This is a genomic window from Streptomyces sp. DS1-CR2, assembly GCF_055760475.1.
In genome coordinates this window covers 3,896,720-3,913,040 of sequence record NZ_CM147085.1, presented here as the reverse complement: position 1 = coordinate 3,913,040, position 16,321 = coordinate 3,896,720, and the positions used below count along the sequence as shown (strand labels likewise).

Sequence of the window (16,321 nt, the reverse complement as noted above, 5' to 3'; positions counted from 1 at the left end):
GTCCGATGGTGACGTTCGCGCAGGCGCAGGAGCGCGCCGAAGAGTGGATCAACGGGGATGTGCCCGGCTATCAGCACCGTGAGGTGCGGGTGCGGGAGTTCGAGCTGGGGTTCGTGGTGTGGGCGGAGGACCGCGAGGGCGGTCCGGTGTCCGACGGCGGGCGCCAGCGGCTCGTCATCGCGCGTGACAGCGGGGACGCTTCGCTGTGGCCGGGGCTGCCGGTGGGTGAGGTGATCCGGCGGTACGAGGAGGAGTACGGGCTGCCGGAGGCTTCGCCGGAGCCGTCGGACGCGCCGCCGGAGCGGGTGGATCTGAATCAGACGTCGTTCCTGTTGAGCCCTCCGGAGTGGCTCCAGGAGGCGGCGGACAAGCTGGGTATTCCGGATCGGCGGGGGGATGCGTCTTCGGCCGGCCGGTCTGGCCAGTCTTCCGGTGCTGGTGCTGGTGCTGGTGCTGGTGCTGGTGCTGGTGCGGGTACGGGTGCCGTCTCCGGTACGGGTTCGGGTTCGGGTGCGTCCGTGCCTGGGCCGGCCGCCCCGGCGCCGGTGGCCGCCGACGCGGGCAGTGGCGCGACGCCGTGGCCCGCTTCGCCCGCGGCGCCTTCCGGGGCGACTCCGTGGGCCGGTACGGACACGAACGCGGACGAGGAGGAGGACCGCTCGGTCGCGCCTCCGGCGACGGTGTTCGCGCCGCCGCTGGTGGACGAGGGCGACGTGCCTGCGCCGACCGCCGCTCCTGAAGCCAAGACGGCGCTGATGTCGGGCGGCAGCCAGCTCCCGCGCACGGCGGTGGCCCCGGCGCTCGACGGGCCGGCTCCCGCCGCTCCGGGCACCCCGCCGCCGGGCGCTCCTGACGCGTACGGCTATCCGCAGGGTTCCGGTGTGCAGCAGACTCCGCCGCCGGGTGCCCCGCCGAACTACGGCTATCCGCAGGGGCCGGGCACTCCGCCCGCGCCCAACGTGCCGCAGGCGCATGGGAGTTCGCAGGGCGGGCAGAGTCCGCCGCCCACGTACGGCTACCCGCAGGGTTCCGGCGCGCAGCAGACTCCGCCGCCGGCGGCCGGGCAGGACGCGGCCGGGCGGCCGCTCGCGCCCGGGGCCGGTGACATCGCCGACGCCGCGACCAGCAAGGCGCAGGGTCCGCCCCGCGGTGCGCGCGGTGGTGGCGCGACGACTCCGCCGCCGCCCGGTGCCCCGGGCACTCCCGGCGCGCGGCCCTCGGGGCCCGGCGCTCCGGGTACCCCGGCGGGCGGCTACGTTCCGACGCAGCTCGTTTCGCAGCTCGGTCCCGACGGGCCCGAGGCCCCGCCCGCTCCGGGTGGTACGCCGCCCGGCGGTGTGCATCACGCCGCGACGATGCTGGCCGACCCGAGCATGGGTGGCCCCGGCGCGCCCAAGCCGCCCGGCGCGCCCGGCACTCCGGGGGCTCCCAAGCCGCCCGGTCCGCCCGGCGTGCCCGGTGCGGGTGCCCCCAAGCCGCCCGGCGCCCCCGGGACTCCCGGTGCGCCGCAGCCTCCCGGCCCGCCCGGCGCCCCCGGGGGTACGCCGCCCGGTGGCGTGCACCATGCCGCGACCATGCTGGCCCAGCCGGGTCCGGCCGGTCCCGGCACGCCGCCTCCGCCGGCGGCGCCCGGCGTGCCCGGTGCACCCGGCGCGCCCGGGGCTCCCGGTGGCGGTGTTCATCACGCCGCGACGATGCTGGCCGGTCCCGGTCAGGTCGGTCCCGGCATGCCTCCTCCCGCGCCGCCGCAGGCGCCGGGCGGGATGCCGATGCCGCCGCCCATGCCCGGGCAGCAGGTTCCGGGTGGTCCGCCCCCGGCCTCGTACGGGTATCCGCAGCCCACCGGTCAGCCGACCGTCGGGCCCGGTTACCAGGCCGTGCTGCGCTACCGCGCGCCCGACGGCTCCGAGCAGCAGCTGATCCGCCGCTCGGCGCCCGGTACGCCGCACCCGGAGTGGCAGATCTTCCATGAGCTGCGTGGCATGAACGTCCCGCCGGACCAGGTTCTGGAGCTGCACACGGAGCTGGAGTCCTGCGAGCTGCCGGGCGCGTACTGCGCCCGCATGATCCGTGAGCAGTGGCCGCAGGCCAGGATCACGTCCATCGCCCCGTACGGCAGGGACCACGCGTCGCGCCAGCAGGGCATGCAGCAACTGATCGCGCACCAGGGCGAGTTGCACCAGGTGGCGGACGGTCCGGCGCGGCTCGCGCCGGTGCGTGCGCCGCTGCCGCCCGCGCAGCCGGTGCCGCCGGTTCCGCCGGAGGCGGTCGGGCAGGAGCTGGCCGCTGCGTTCGGTCCCGGGGTGTTCCGGTTCGACCAGCGGGCCGTGTCCCGTCAGGGCGTGCCGGACCTCGTGGCGCACACGCTTGTCGTGGCGGGGCTGCCCGCCGACTTCGGGCCGTTCTTCTGGGCGCAGGCTCAGCCGGGCCGTCCGGTGCCGACGCTCGCCGAGCTGGCGCAGGAGCGGGGGGTGCAGCCCGCGGCGGACGCGGGTTCGTACCTGGTGATGGGCAGTGACTTCGGGCGGGCGATCTGCGTCCAGTACGGCACGGCGAACATCGTGGCCGTGCCGGTGGAGGCGGGTCCCGGGGGTGCGCCGGTGCCGCCGCAGTTCGTGAACACGGGCCTGCCCGAGTTCGCGCGCAGTCTCGCGGTGCTCGGCCGGATGTGGCCGCTGCGGTTCGGGCTCAACCAGGAGCAGGCGGGCCGCTGGACCGTCGACTTCCAGGCGCAGCTGGCCGCGGTCGACCCGGCGGCGCTCGCGTCGCCGGAGGGCTGGTGGTCGGTGCTGCTCGAGCAGATGTGGGACGGCTTGCTGTAGACCGTCGGCGGAAGAGAAGTCGAGGAGAGGCGCGTGACCGTATCGGTCGCGCGCCTCTCCTCTTTCTCTGTGTGTTTTCTCTATCTCTGCGTGTTTTCTCTGTGGGCCCCTCGTTCTCGGTGTGTCTTTCACGGACGGGGCAGGGTGTGTCTTTCACGGACGGGGCGGAGTGTGAGCTGCCTCGCTCCCCGGGCTCCCGATTCCGACTTTCGGCAATATTTGGCGCATCCTTGTCGAGTGGGTTGGGCGGAGTGTCTTGTTTTGAGCGCTTCGGCTCGATCGAGTGCTGGGTAGGAGAGCCGAAGCGGCTAAGAGGGGAATCAAGGATGAGCAGCGGTACGTCGGTGTCGCCCCATGGCTTCGTCACGGGACGGGGCCGCGGCTACCGTCCCGGGCCGGTGGACGCGCTGGCCGCCGAGCTGTCCGGGGCCCGCGACGACGCCCGCGAGCGCGCCGCCCTCCTGGCCGACCGGGTCGAGGAGCTGGAGGCCGAGGCGCAGCGGCTGCGCCTGGCCGTGACCCAGCTGGCCCCTCAGACGTACGAGTCCCTCGGTGACCGCGCCCGCGAGATCCTCGCCCTCGCCGAGGAGGAGGCGGACGGGGTACGGGCGGCTGCCGCCGATTCCGTCCGGCGGATCACGGCGGACGCCGAGGCCGGTGCGCGGGAGACGCGCGAGGCGGCCCGCGCCGCGGCCGACGCCGTACTGGCCGAGGCCGAGCAGTGGGCCGACGAGCGGCTGAGCGCCGACCGGGCCACGGCCGACGGGGCCCGCGCCGCCGCACGTGACGAGGCGAAGGCGTGGCGCGAGGAAGCGCTCGCGGCGCTGGATGAGGTGCGGGAGCGGACCCGGGCGACCCTCGCCGGTCAGGAGAAGGACCACGCGGAGCGGCGGGACGAGGCCGAGCGGGAGATCGCCGGGCAGGAGGCCGCGGCGGACGCGCGCGACGCGGAGCGTCTGGCGCGGGCCGAGGGGCGTCTTTCCGAGGCGCGGCGGGCGTTCGCCGAGACGGAGGAGTCGGCCCGGCACGGCCAGGAGGACGCCGAGGCCCGGGCTGCGGAGGTCCTCGCGGAGGCGGCCCTGTACGAGGAGGGCGTGGTCCGCGAGACGGAGCGGGTGCTGCGCGAGCACGGCGAGAAGTGGGACGAGGTCCGCGCCCACATGGACCACGTCCGCACCACCCTGGCCTCCCTCACGGGCCGGAATCCGGCCGACGAGGCGCCGTAAGCGCTGCGGTCACGAGCCGCGCCCACCCCGGCGAGGCGTCGTACGCGCAGTCGCTCCCGAGCCACGCCCGCCGCGACGGGACGCCGTGAGCGGGCCGGATCCTCCCCGACGGGACGCCGTAAACGGGCCGGATCCTCACCGACGGGACGCCGTGAGCGGGACGCCGTGAACCGGCCAGGCCTCCGCCCACGAGACGCCGTAGGCGGGCGGCGCGGCCCGTGTCGCGCCCTACCCGTCCTTCCCCCGCGGCGCCTGCCGCGTCACGCCCGCCAGGATCCACGCCTCCACCGCCTCGTACTGGCGGCGCTGGTCATCGGCCGTGCGGCGGCCGGAGGCCATCGTGCCGAGCCAGCCGAAGAGGAAGCCGAGCGGGATCGAGACGATGCCGGTCGTGGTGAAGGGGAACCAGTTGAAGTCCTGGCCCGGGAACGCCGAGGTGGGCGAGCCCGACACCAGGTTGGTGCCCGTCATCAGGACGAGGCAGGACGCCGTGCCGCCGAGCAGCGTCCACAGCAGGCCCGTACTCGTGTAGCGGCGCCAGAACAGGCTGTAGACGAGTGCGGGCGCGAGCGCCGAGGCGCCCAGGCAGAACGACAGGGTGACCAGCGGCTGGAGGTTGTAGTGCTGGACGAGCGTGGCCAGGAGGATCGCGGGCACACCGACGGACAGCGCCGAGACGCGGGCCAGTGTCATCTCCCTGCGGGCGGTGAGCGGCGCCTTGCGGTGCGCGAAGACGTCGTGCGCAAGGGAGTTGGCGCAGGCCAGGATCATTCCGGCGACCGAGGCGAGCAGCGTGAGGAAGATCGCCGTGGTGACTGTGGTGAACACCAGCGTCTCCGCCGTGGAGGCGTCCGCGCCGAACGCGGCCCGCGCCCCGAGCAGATACGCGGTGTTGCCCTGCGGGTCCGCCGCCGCGACGGCGGCCCGGCCGAGGAACGCCGTCGCGCCGAACCCGACGACCGCGATGATCAGTACGAACAGGCCGACCGCCGACACCGCCCAGGACATCGAGCGGCGCACCTCACGCGCGCTGCGCGCCGTGTACATCCGCATCGTGACGTGGGGCAGGCAGGCGCCGCCGAGGACGACGGTCAGCTCCGAACTGATCATGTCCAGGCGGGGGTTGGCGGTGCCGGCGAACTGGAGGCCCGAGTGCAGGAAGGCGTCTCCCACGCCGCTGGCCTGCGCGGCCTGTGAGGCGAGCGCGCCGGGGTTCCAGTCGAAGCGGTACAGGATGAGGAGGGCGACGGTCAGGCCCGATCCGAGGAGCATCACGGTCTTCATGATCTGGATGAGGGCGGTGCCCTTCATGCCGCCGATCGCCGCGTAGCTGATCATCAGGGCGCCGAGCGCGATGACGCAGCCCGTCTTGAAGCCTTCGCTGGTGAAGCCGAGGACGAATGCCAACAGGTCGCCCGAGCCCGCAAGTTGGACGAGCATCAGCGGGAGGAGTGCCGCGAGGGTGGTGGCGCACGCGGTGATGCGTACGGCGCGTCCGGGCAGGCGGCGGGCGATCACGTCGCCCATGGTGAACCGGCCCGCGTTGCGCAGGGGTTCGGCCAGCAGGAACATCAGGAGCATCAGGGACAGGGATGTGCTCAGGGCGAGGACGATCCCGTCGTAGCCGGTGAGCGCGATGATGCCGCCGGTGCCGAGGACGGTCCCGGCGGAGATGTAGTCGCCCGCGATGGCGAGGCCGTTGCGCATCGGGGTGAGGGAGCCGAAGCCGGTGTAGAACTCGTCGAGGTTGTCGCGGTCGGGGCCGGTCATCACGCACAGGAGCAGCGTGATGGTGGCGACCGCGGTGAAGGCGACCAGGGACATGCCCTGGGCCGAGCTGCTGAAGTCCGTCATCGGAAGTTCCCCCCGGGCGTTCCGGCAGCCGGACGCTGGTCCAGTTCCGCTTGTCTGCGCAGCCGGTGGGCGAGCGGGTCGACTCGGCGGCGGGCGGTGTACTCGTACAGCCAGAGCGCGAGCGCGGTCACCGGGAGCTGGCACAGGCCGAGGAAGAGGCCGGTGGAGAAGCCGCCGGGGAGTGTGCCCGTCATGAGGGAGGGTGCGAACGCCGACAGGACGAGGAAGAGGGTGAAGTAGCCGAGGGCGGTGAGCGTGGCGACGCGGCGCTGCCAGCGGTAGGCGATGCGCAGGAGCCGCAGGTCACTGTGGTGGCCGAGCGCGGGGTGGCGGGGGAGTCGGTGCGTGGGTGCGGGCGGTGGGGGAGGGGGCGCCCAGGGGTAGGTGAGGGCGGGGTCGGGCTGCTGTCGGGGGCGCGGCGGTGGTGGGGGGTACGGCTGCTGGTGCTCGCCCGGGTACTGGTTCCCGTACTGGCCCTGGCTCGGGTTGCCGTACGGGGTCCGGTTCTGGTTCCCGTACTGGCTCCGGCCCGTGGGGAAGGGGCCCTGCCATGGCTCGTTGTGGTGGTCGGAATATGAGCGGTGCGGTGTGTCGGACATCCCGGTTCTCCTTGCGCGGCTTGGGTCCGCCGGGGATTGCGGACGCAGGGAGCGAGGGGGGAGCCGGAACGTTACTCGTAGGTAGGCGCTTTCCGCGATGGTTCTCGCGAACTGTTCAGTCGGTTCGTTGTGACAGGGGTGAGTGATGCTGAGGCGTGTCTTGTGAGCCGGCTGAGTTGCCGCCGGCGCCTGGTGTCGCCTCACCGGTCCCCTCGCCTGCCCGCTCGCCGCCTCGTTCGCCGTCCTGCTCGATCACCGGGAAACGTCGCGGCGCGAGGCACAGCAGGACGACCAGAGCGAGCGCGGCAGCGCAGGCCGCACCCACGTAGACCGAGTCGACGGCCGCCGCGACGGCGCGTCGCAGCCGGTCCGGGTCGGCCACCGAGGCGGGGTCCTCAAGGGCCTTGGCCACCGAGTCGAGGGAGCCGGCGCCGCCGAGGCGCCCGGCGAGCACGGTGTTGGCGACGGCGCCGAACAGCGCGGCGCCGATCGTCTGGCCTATCTGCCGGCAGAACAGGACGGACGCGGTCGTCGTGCCGCGCTCGGCCCACCCGACGGTCGACTGGACCCCGACGATCAGGGGCAGTTGGAAGAGGCCGAGCGCCGCGCCTAGGAGCAGCATGACCAGCGCCGGCTGCCAGGCGGCACCGGGGTAGGGGAGCAGCGGGAACGCGAGGAGGATGAGGAGCGCGGCCGCCATGCCGACGACGGCCGTGTTGCGGAAGCCGATCCTGCCGTACACGTGCTGGCTGAGGGCCGCGGAGACGGGCCAGCTCAGCGTCATCACGGAGAGCACGAACCCGGCGGCCATGGGCGCGAGTCCGAGGACGGCCTGCGCGTAGGTGGGCACGAACACGGTGGGCGCGACCATCAGGAGGCCGAGTGCGCCGAGCGCGAGATTGACGGCCGCGATGGTGGGCCGGCGCCAGACCCAGCCGGGGATGATCGGCTCGGCGGCGCGCCGCTCGACGGCGACGACGGCGCCGACCAGCACAACTCCCGTACCGAACAAGGCGATCGACGGCGCGGAGAGCCAGTCCCAGGCGACGCCGCCCTGGACGAGCGCGGTCAGGAGCACCCCGCCGCACGCGAACACGGCGAGCGCTCCGGCCCAGTCGATGCGGGCGCGCGGCCCCTTCTCCCGTACGGGTTCGTGGAGATGGCGTGCGACGAGCCAGAGGGCGAGCGCGCCGATCGGCATGTTGATGAGGAAGATCCAGCGCCAGCCCGCGTACGAGGCGAGGAGCCCGCCGAGCGCGGGGCCCGCGACGGCCGAGGTCGCCCAGACCGTGGAGAGCCGGGCCTGGATGCGGGGGCGTTCCTTGAGCGGGTAGAGGTCGGCGGCGAGGGTCTGGACCGTTCCCTGGATGGCGCCGCCGCCCAGGCCCTGGACGACGCGGAACGCGATGAGCGCGCCCATGTTCCAGGAGCTCGCGCACAGGACCGAGCCGACGAGGAAGAGGATGCTGCCGCCGATGAGGACGGGCTTGCGGCCGAAGGTGTCCGACAGCTTCCCGTAGACCGGCAGTGTGACCGTGACGGCGAGCAGATAGCCCGAGAAGAGCCAGGAGAAGACGGAGAAGCCGCCGAGGTCGCCGACGATCTGCGGGACCGCCGTCGAGACGATGGTGGAGTCGAGTGCCGCCAGTGCCATGGAGAGCATCAGTGCGGCGACGACCGCGCCCCGGCGCCGGTCCTTCCCCGTGGCCGCCTGCGTGCCCGCCTGCGATGTCGCGCTGCCCACCGGATTCCTTCCCCCTGCATCTATCCCGCCGCCGACACCATCTCACTCCACCCTGCCGCGGCGGGAGGGTGGAGCGTGACTGCGCAGGAAGGTGGAGCAAACCCCTAGAGGCGCTCCACCGTTGGGTGGACTCCCCCTAGGGGGACCTCCGTACTACGGACAGGGGACGGTTCGTCCCCCCGGAGGACGAGGGGAGTGGGGGGTTCTTCCTACCTTCAAGGGGTGGGGTTTTCCCCCGGGAAAGACGGTGACCTCCACCAGGGCGCCGGGGCACCCCTCGCCACCAGACTGAAGCACGCCGCACACACCTGACATTCCGTCTGACCGACATAGGAGACTTACCGTGACAACGGCTGTGACCATTCCCAGGACCGGGGGCACTGGAGGGCAGACGGCCGTCGCCGCACGGGCGCGGCAGGTCGTGAAGGCCTACGGCTCGGGTGAGACCCGTGTCGTCGCGCTCGACCACGTCGATGTGGACATCGCCCGCGGCCGGTTCACCGCGATCATGGGCCCCTCGGGGTCCGGCAAGTCCACGCTGATGCACTGCCTCGCCGGCCTCGACAACGTCACGTCCGGGCAGATCTACCTGGACGAGACCGAGATCACCGGCCTCAAGGACAAGAAGCTCACGCGGCTGCGCCGGGACCGGATCGGCTTCATCTTCCAGGCGTTCAACCTGCTGCCGACGCTGAACGCGCTCGAGAACATCACGCTCCCCATGGACATCGCGGGCCGCAGGGCGGACAAGGAGTGGCTGGACCGCGTCGTGCGGACCGTGGGCCTGGCCGAGCGCCTCAAGCACCGGCCCACCGAGCTCTCCGGCGGCCAGCAGCAGCGCGTCGCCGTGGCCCGCGCGCTCGCCGCCCGGCCGGAGATCATCTTCGGTGACGAGCCGACCGGAAACCTGGACTCCCGCGCCGGCGCCGAAGTGCTCGGCTTTCTGCGGCAGTCCGTCGACGAGCTCGGCCAGACCATCGTGATGGTCACCCACGACCCGGTCGCCGCCTCGTACGCGGACCGGGTGCTCTACCTCGCGGACGGCCGCATCGTCGACGAGATGCTCCGCCCCACCGCGGACGCCGTCCTCGACCGCATGAAGGACTTCGACGCGCGGGGGCGCACGTCATGAGTGCGAACACCGTGATGAAGACCTCCCTGCGCAACTTCTTCGCGCACAAGGGGCGCATGGCCCTGTCGGCCGTGGCGGTCCTGCTGTCGGTGGCGTTCGTGTGCGGCACGCTCGTCTTCACCGACACGATGAACACGACGTTCGACAAGCTGTTCGCGGCGACGTCGTCCGACGTGACGGTCAGCCCGAAGTCCGCCAAGAGCGAGGGCAGCGGCACCGGGCGCCCCGAGTCGATGCCGGCCTCCACCCTCACGCAGGTCAAGCGGGCTGATGGCGTCAAGTCGGCCGAGGGCGCGGTCAGTTCGATGAACGTGACCGTCGTGAACGCGGACAACAAGAACATGGGCTCCGAGAACGGCGGCCCCACGATCGCGGGCAACTGGACGCACAACGACCTGCGTTCCATGGACATCACCTCCGGCCACGCCCCGCGCGGGCCCACCGAGGTCATGGTCGACTCCGACACCGCCGACAAGCACCACCTGAAGATGGGCGACGAGCTGCGCACCATCGCCGCCACCGGTGACTTCAGGGCGAAGATCGTCGGCGTCGCCTCCTTCAAGGTGACCAACCCGGGCGCGGCCGTCGTCTACTTCGACACGGCCACCGCCCAGCGCGAACTCATCGGCCGGAGCGGCCGGTTCACCCAGATCAACGTCGCCGCCGCCACCGGCGTCAGCGACACCGTCCTCAAGAAGAACGTCGCGGCGTCCCTCGACGGCCCGTACAAGTTCCAGACGCAGAAGGAGACCGCGGACGCCAACCGCAAGGACGTCGGCTCCTTCATGGACGTCATCAAGTACGCCATGCTCGGCTTCGCCGGGATCGCCTTCCTCGTCGGCATCTTCCTGATCATCAACACCTTCTCGATGCTCGTCGCCCAGCGGACCCGCGAGATCGGCCTGATGCGCGCCATCGGGTCGAGCCGCAAGCAGGTCAACCGCTCGGTCCTCGTCGAGGCGCTGCTGCTCGGCGTCTTCGGGTCGGTCATCGGCGTCGGCGCGGGCGTCGGACTCGCCGTCGGCCTGATGAAGATGATGTCCGCGGCGGGCATGGACCTGTCCACCGACGACCTGACCGTCCGGTGGACGACCCCCGTCGTCGGGCTGCTCCTCGGCATCGTCGTCACCGTCTTCGCCGCGTACGTTCCGGCCCGCCGCGCGGGCAAGGTCTCGCCGATGGCGGCCCTCAGGGACGCCGGCACCCCCGCCGACGTCAAGGCCGGCGTGGTCCGCGCCCTGATCGGTCTCGCCCTCACCGGCGGCGGCGGCTTCGCGCTCTACACCGCCACACAGGCCGCCAAGGCGAGCGAGGGCTCCCTGTGGCTCGGCGTCGGCATCGTCGCCACGCTCATCGGGTTCGTCGTCATCGGACCGCTCCTCGCGGGCGGTGTGGTGCGCGTCATCAGCGCCGTACTCCTGCGGATGTTCGGCTCCGTCGGCCGCATGGCCGAGCGCAACGCGCTGCGCAACCCGCGCCGCACCGGCGCCACCGGCGCGGCCCTGATGATCGGCCTCGCGCTCGTCGCCTGCCTGTCCGTCGTCGGCTCCTCGATGGTCGCCTCGGCCACCAGCGAGCTCGACAAGTCCGTCGGCGCCGACTTCATCGTCGAGGGACAGAACGGGCTGAAGCCGCAGGCCGCCGAGGCCATGAAGAAGGCCCCGTACCTCTCCCACGTCACGGAGGTCAAGTACGTCAAGACGAAGCTCACCACGCCGGGCGGCACGAAGGAGGACGAGGAACTCGTCGCCGCGACGCCCACGTACGCCCAGGACCTGCGGCGCGAGACGACCGCCGGTGAGCTGTCGGCGGCGTACGGGAAGAACGCGATGTCGGTCGGCTCGGAGTTCGCCGAGAAGAACCACCTCAAGGTCGGCGACACCATGAACGTCGCCTTCGAGCACGGCCGCAGCGCCGACCTGAGGATCGCGGCGATCACCTCGGACGACACGACGTTCGACAAGGGCGCGATGTACATCAACCTCGCGACCGCGAAGCAGTACATGCCCGCCGACCGTCTGCCGCTCAACGGGATGATGTTCGCCAAGGCGGACTCCGGCAAGGCCGACCAGGCGTACAAGGCGCTGAAGGCGTCGGTCGCGTCCGACCCGACGGTCCACGTCAAGGACCAGACCGACTACAAGCAGACCCTGAAGGACCAGATCGGCCAGCTCCTCAACATGATCTACGGGCTCCTGGCCCTAGCGATCATCGTGGCGGTCCTGGGCGTCGTGAACACGCTGGCCCTCTCCGTGGTGGAGCGCACCCGGGAGATCGGCCTGATGCGGGCCATCGGCCTCTCGCGCCGGCAGCTGCGCCGCATGATCCGCCTGGAGTCGGTGGTCATCGCCCTCTTCGGCGCACTCATCGGCCTCGGCCTGGGCATGGGCTGGGGCGCGACCGCCCAGAAGCTCCTCGCCCTGGAGGGCCTGAACGTCCTGGAGATCCCCTGGCCGACGATCATCGGCGTCTTCGTCGGCTCGGCCTTCGTGGGCCTGTTCGCCGCCCTGGTGCCGGCGTTCCGGGCGGGCCGGATGAACGTACTGAACGCGATCGCGACGGAGTAGCCGCGCGCGGCGATGCGAACGGGGGAACGAGGCCGGCGGCCCCGGAGTGTCCTTCCCGGACACTCCGGGGCCGCCGTGCGTCCTGGGGACCATGATGTGATCCGCCAATGATCCGCACGCGGGTGTCGGCGGCGCGTCGTAGTCTGGAAGACCCCCGGCCCGTTCGACGTGTCGGGCGGTTCGCGTTGCCCACTCCCCGGGATGGAAGCCCTTCATGAGCCTGCACGGTCTGCTGGACGCCGTAAGCCGAGACCCGGCGCTCGCCGAAGCGGTGAAGGCCGCCACCGACGGGCACCGCCCCCACGTCGACCTCGTCGGCCCGCCCGCCGCGCGGCCCTTCGCGGTGGCCGCGCTCGCGCGGCGGACCGGGCGGACCGTGCTGGCCGTGACCGCCACGGGGCGGGAGGCCGAGGATCTGGCCGCGGCGCTGCGCTCGCTGCTGCCGCCGGACGGCGTCGTCGAGTACCCCTCGTGGGAGACGCTCCCGCACGAGCGGCTCTCGCCGCGCTCCGACACTGTGGGCCGCCGGCTAGCCGTCCTGCGCCGCCTCGCGCACCCCCGCACCGACGACCCCGAGACCGGCCCGGTCTCCGTCGTCGTCGCCCCCGTCAGGTCCGTGCTCCAGCCGCAGGTCAAGGGGCTCGGCGACCTGGAGCCCGTGGCGCTGAGGACCGGCCAGAGCGCCGATCTGAACGAGATCGTCGAATCGCTCGCCGCGGCCGCCTACGCCCGGGTCGAACTCGTCGAGAAGCGCGGCGAGTTCGCCGTGCGCGGCGGCATCCTCGACGTCTTCCCGCCGACCGAGGAACACCCCCTGCGCATCGAGTTCTGGGGCGACGACGTCGAGGAGATCCGCTACTTCAAGGTCGCCGACCAGCGCTCCCTCGAAGTCGCCGACCACGGCCTGTGGGCGCCGCCCTGCCGCGAGCTGCTGCTCACCGACCAGGTGCGCGAGCGGGCCGCCGCCCTCGCCGAGGAACACCCCGAGCTGGGCGAACTCCTCGGCAAGATCGCCGAGGGCATCGCCGTCGAGGGCATGGAGTCCCTCGCCCCGGTCCTCGTCGACGACATGGAGCTGCTGCTCGACGTGCTGCCCGAGGGCTCCATGGCCGTGGTGTGCGACCCGGAGCGGGTGCGCACGCGCGCGGCCGACCTGGTGGCCACGTCGCAGGAGTTCCTCCAGGCGTCGTGGGCGGCCACGGCCGGCGGCGGCGAGGCCCCCATCGACGTGGACGCGGCGTCCCTGCGGTCCATCTCCGACGTCCGCGACCGGGCCCGCGAGCTGGACATGATGTGGTGGTCGGTGTCCCCGTTCGCCGCCGACGAGGCGCTCGGCTCGGACACCCTCAAGCTCGGCATGCACGCCCCCGAGTCGTACCGCGGCGACACCGCGCGGGCGCTCGCCGACACCAAGGGCTGGCTGTCCGACGGCTGGCGCACCATCTACGTCACCGAGGCGCACGGCCCCGCGGCGCGCACCGTCGAGGTGCTCGGCGGCGAAGGCGTCCCGGCCCGCCTCGACCAGGAGCTCACCGAGCTCACCCCGGCCGTCGTGCAGGTCTCCTGCGGCTCCATCGACTACGGCTTCGTGGACCCGGCCCTGAAGCTGGCGGTCCTCACCGAGACGGACCTGACCGGCCAGAAGGCGGCGGGCAAGGACGGCCAGCGCATGCCGGCCCGCCGCCGCAAGACGATCGACCCGCTCACCCTCGAATCCGGCGACTACATCGTCCACGAGCAGCACGGCGTGGGCCGCTACATCGAGATGGTCCAGCGCACGGTCCAGGGCGCGACCCGCGAGTACCTCGTCGTCGAATACGCCCCCGCCAAGCGCGGCCAGCCGGGCGACCGCCTCTACATCCCCACCGACCAGCTGGAGCAGATCACCAAGTACGTCGGCGGCGAGGCCCCGACGCTCCACCGCCTGGGCGGCGCGGACTGGACGAAGACGAAGGCCCGCGCGAAGAAGGCGGTCAAGGAGATCGCCGCGGACCTGATCAAGCTGTACTCGGCGCGCATGGCGGCGCCCGGCCACTCCTTCGGCCCGGACACGCCGTGGCAGCGCGAGCTGGAGGACGCCTTCCCGTACGTGGAGACCCCCGACCAGCTCACGACCATCGCCGAGGTCAAGGAGGACATGGAGAAGACGGTCCCGATGGACCGCCTGATCTGCGGCGACGTCGGCTACGGCAAGACAGAGATCGCTGTTCGCGCAGCCTTCAAGGCCGTCCAGGACGGCAAGCAGGTCGCGGTCCTCGTGCCCACGACCCTCCTCGTCCAGCAGCACTTCGGCACGTTCTCCGAGCGCTACTCGCAGTTCCCCGTCAACGTACGGGCGCTGTCGCGGTTCCAGACGGAGACCGAGTCGAAGGCCACCCTGGAGGGCCTGCGCGACGGGGCGGTCGACATCGTCATCGGCACACACCGCCTGTTCTCCTCCGAGACGAAGTTCAAGGACCTCGGCCTCGTCATCGTCGACGAGGAACAGCGCTTCGGCGTCGAGCACAAGGAGCAGCTGAAGAAGCTCCGCGCGAACGTCGACGTCCTCACGATGTCCGCGACCCCCATCCCCCGTACGCTCGAAATGGCCGTCACCGGCATCCGCGAGATGTCGACGATCACCACGCCGCCGGAGGAGCGCCACCCCGTGCTCACCTTCGTGGGCCCGTACGAGGAGAAGCAGATCGGCGCGGCCGTGCGCCGTGAACTGCTGCGCGAGGGCCAGGTCTTCTACATCCACAACCGCGTCGAGTCCATCGACCGCGCGGCGGCCCGCCTGCGCGACGTCATTCCCGAGGCGCGCATCGCGACGGCCCACGGCCAGATGTCCGAACAGGCCCTGGAACAGGTGGTCGTGGACTTCTGGGAGAAGAAGTTCGACGTCCTCGTCTCGACGACGATCGTCGAGTCGGGCATCGACATCTCGAACGCGAACACCCTCATCGTCGAGCGCGGCGACAACTTCGGCCTCAGCCAGCTCCACCAGCTGCGCGGCCGCGTCGGCCGAGGCCGCGAGCGCGGTTACGCGTACTTCCTGTACCCGCCGGAGAAGCCGCTCACCGAGACCGCGCACGAGCGTCTCGCCACCATCGCCCAGCACACGGAGATGGGCGCGGGCATGTACGTGGCGATGAAGGACCTGGAGATCCGCGGAGCGGGCAACCTGCTCGGCGGCGAGCAGTCGGGCCACATCGCGGGCGTCGGCTTCGACCTCTACATCCGCATGGTGGGCGAGGCGGTGGCCGACTACCGGGCCGCCGTCGAGGGCGGCGTCGAGGAGGAGCCGCCCCTGGACGTCAAGATCGAGCTCCCGGTCGACGCGCACGTCCCGCACGACTACGCGCCGGGTGAGCGGCTCAGGCTGCAGGCCTACCGCGCCATCGCCTCCGTGAACACGGAAGCGGACGTCAAGGCGGTCCGCGAGGAGCTCACCGACCGCTACGGCAAGCTGCCCGAGCCGGTCGAGAACCTGCTGCTCGTCGCCGGCCTGCGGATGTTCGCGCGGGCGTGCGGCGTCGCCGAGATCGTCCTCCAGGGCAACAACATCCGCTTCGCCCCCGTGGAGCTGAGGGAGTCGCAGGAGCTGCGCCTCAAGCGGCTCTACCCGGGCTCGGTCATCAAGGCGGCCGCGCACCAGGTGCTCGTCCCGCGCCCGAAGACCGCGAAGGTGGGCGGCAAGCCGCTCGTCGGACGCGAACTCCTGGGCTGGGTCGGGGAGTTCTTGACGTCGATCCTTGGTTCTTAGCGAGGGGCGCGGTTCAGCCGGCTGTGCCGTGAGCGGGAAGGCACGAGCGGGAGGCGCGACCGGGAGGTGTGGCTGCTTCCGCTCGTCCCGGTGCGCCCCGGCAACGCGGGCGTTCACCCGATACGGTGACACCCGAACCGGACTAGCAGGGGGGAGCGTCGTGATGCGAGGCGCTGGGCGGGCCGTCGCCGCCGTACTGGTGACCGTGGCCGCCGCCACCGGATGCACCGTGGAGCAGCAGGGCGAGTCCGGGTCCGGGCCCGAGTACAAGGCGGGCAGTGCGCTCGGCGCCGTGAACTCGCTGACCGTCAAGGGCCGGGCGCCCAAGACCGGTTACGACAGGGACCGCTTCGGCAGCGCCTGGGCCGACACCGATTCGAACGGCTGCGACACCCGGGACGACATACTCAAGCGGGACCTGACGGGGGTGAAGTTCCGCGACGGGCAATGCACGGTCGTGTCGGGGACGCTCGCCTCCGACCCGTACACCGGCAAGGAGATCGCGTTCGCGCGCGGCCGCAGCCAGGTCGACATCGACCATCTGGTGGCCCTCTCCGACGCCTGGCAGAAGGGCGCCCAGAAGTGGGACCCGAGCAAGCGCATCGCCCTGGCCAACGACCTTATGTTGGCGG

The 16,321-nt window shown here is 72.0% G+C and carries 7 protein-coding genes and 2 pseudogenes; 6 read left to right on the top strand and 3 right to left on the bottom strand.

Features of this window, described 5'->3' with window-relative positions; genetic code table 11:
• Positions 1 to 5: 5 nt before the first annotated feature.
• Both ACY0PA_RS18855 and ACY0PA_RS18850 read left to right on the top strand, forming a co-directional pair.
• The gene (locus ACY0PA_RS18855; protein ID WP_473085715.1) at positions 6 to 2,822 is read left to right on the top strand and encodes an SUKH-4 family immunity protein; all 2,817 of its coding nucleotides are present in this window, start codon (positions 6 to 8) and stop codon (positions 2,820 to 2,822) included.
• Between the two features lie 326 nt (positions 2,823 to 3,148).
• Complete coding sequence (locus ACY0PA_RS18850) at positions 3,149 to 4,048, top strand: cellulose-binding protein (protein WP_473085714.1); 900 nt, start codon at positions 3,149 to 3,151, stop codon at positions 4,046 to 4,048.
• A gap of 228 nt (positions 4,049 to 4,276) precedes the next feature.
• Here ACY0PA_RS18850 and ACY0PA_RS18845 read toward each other — a convergent pair whose 3' ends face one another.
• The 3 genes and pseudogenes from ACY0PA_RS18845 to ACY0PA_RS18835 form a co-directional block, all read right to left on the bottom strand.
• On the bottom strand, positions 4,277 to 5,902 hold the full coding sequence (locus tag ACY0PA_RS18845) for a sodium/solute symporter (RefSeq protein ID WP_473085713.1): 1,626 nt from the start codon (positions 5,900 to 5,902) through the stop codon (positions 4,277 to 4,279).
• A pseudogene (locus tag ACY0PA_RS18840) lies at positions 5,899 to 6,339 on the bottom strand (DUF485 domain-containing protein); the annotation flags it as partial. The pseudogene ACY0PA_RS18840 and the gene ACY0PA_RS18845, both read right to left, overlap by 4 nt.
• A gap of 277 nt (positions 6,340 to 6,616) precedes the next feature.
• Positions 6,617 to 8,245, bottom strand: coding sequence for an MDR family MFS transporter (locus ACY0PA_RS18835; RefSeq protein ID WP_473085712.1), 1,629 nt, complete (start codon positions 8,243 to 8,245; stop codon positions 6,617 to 6,619).
• A 343-nt stretch (positions 8,246 to 8,588) separates the two neighbouring features.
• Here ACY0PA_RS18835 and ACY0PA_RS18830 point away from each other — a divergent pair, with 343 nt between their 5' ends.
• The 4 genes and pseudogenes from ACY0PA_RS18830 to ACY0PA_RS18815 all read left to right on the top strand — a co-directional run.
• On the top strand, positions 8,589 to 9,377 hold the full coding sequence (locus ACY0PA_RS18830; RefSeq protein ID WP_326775380.1) for an ABC transporter ATP-binding protein: 789 nt from the start codon (positions 8,589 to 8,591) through the stop codon (positions 9,375 to 9,377).
• Positions 9,374 to 11,944 (top strand): ABC transporter permease, encoded by a 2,571-nt coding sequence (locus ACY0PA_RS18825; RefSeq protein WP_473085711.1) that lies wholly within the window; start codon positions 9,374 to 9,376, stop codon positions 11,942 to 11,944. Before ACY0PA_RS18830 ends, ACY0PA_RS18825 begins: the two co-directional genes overlap by 4 nt.
• 214 nt (positions 11,945 to 12,158) lie before the next feature.
• Entirely contained in the window at positions 12,159 to 15,689 is a 3,531-nt protein-coding gene (gene mfd, locus ACY0PA_RS18820) for a transcription-repair coupling factor (RefSeq protein WP_473085710.1), read from the top strand.
• 163 nt (positions 15,690 to 15,852) lie between these two features.
• Positions 15,853 to 16,308, top strand: a pseudogene (locus ACY0PA_RS18815) (HNH endonuclease family protein); the annotation flags it as partial.
• Positions 16,309 to 16,321: the final 13 nt, after the last annotated feature.

Bases quoted from the DNA above. Each gene is read 5' to 3' on its own strand.
- ACY0PA_RS18825 (WP_473085711.1), top strand. From the start codon at position 9,374: ATGAGTGCGAACACCGTGATGAAGACCTCCCTGCGCAACTTCTTCGCG.
- ACY0PA_RS18855 (WP_473085715.1), top strand. From the start codon at position 6: ATGGTGACGTTCGCGCAGGCGCAGGAGCGCGCCGAAGAGTGGATCAAC.
- ACY0PA_RS18845 (WP_473085713.1), bottom strand. From the start codon at position 5,902: ATGACGGACTTCAGCAGCTCGGCCCAGGGCATGTCCCTGGTCGCCTTC.
- ACY0PA_RS18850 (WP_473085714.1), top strand. From the start codon at position 3,149: ATGAGCAGCGGTACGTCGGTGTCGCCCCATGGCTTCGTCACGGGACGG.
- mfd (WP_473085710.1), top strand. From the start codon at position 12,159: ATGAGCCTGCACGGTCTGCTGGACGCCGTAAGCCGAGACCCGGCGCTC.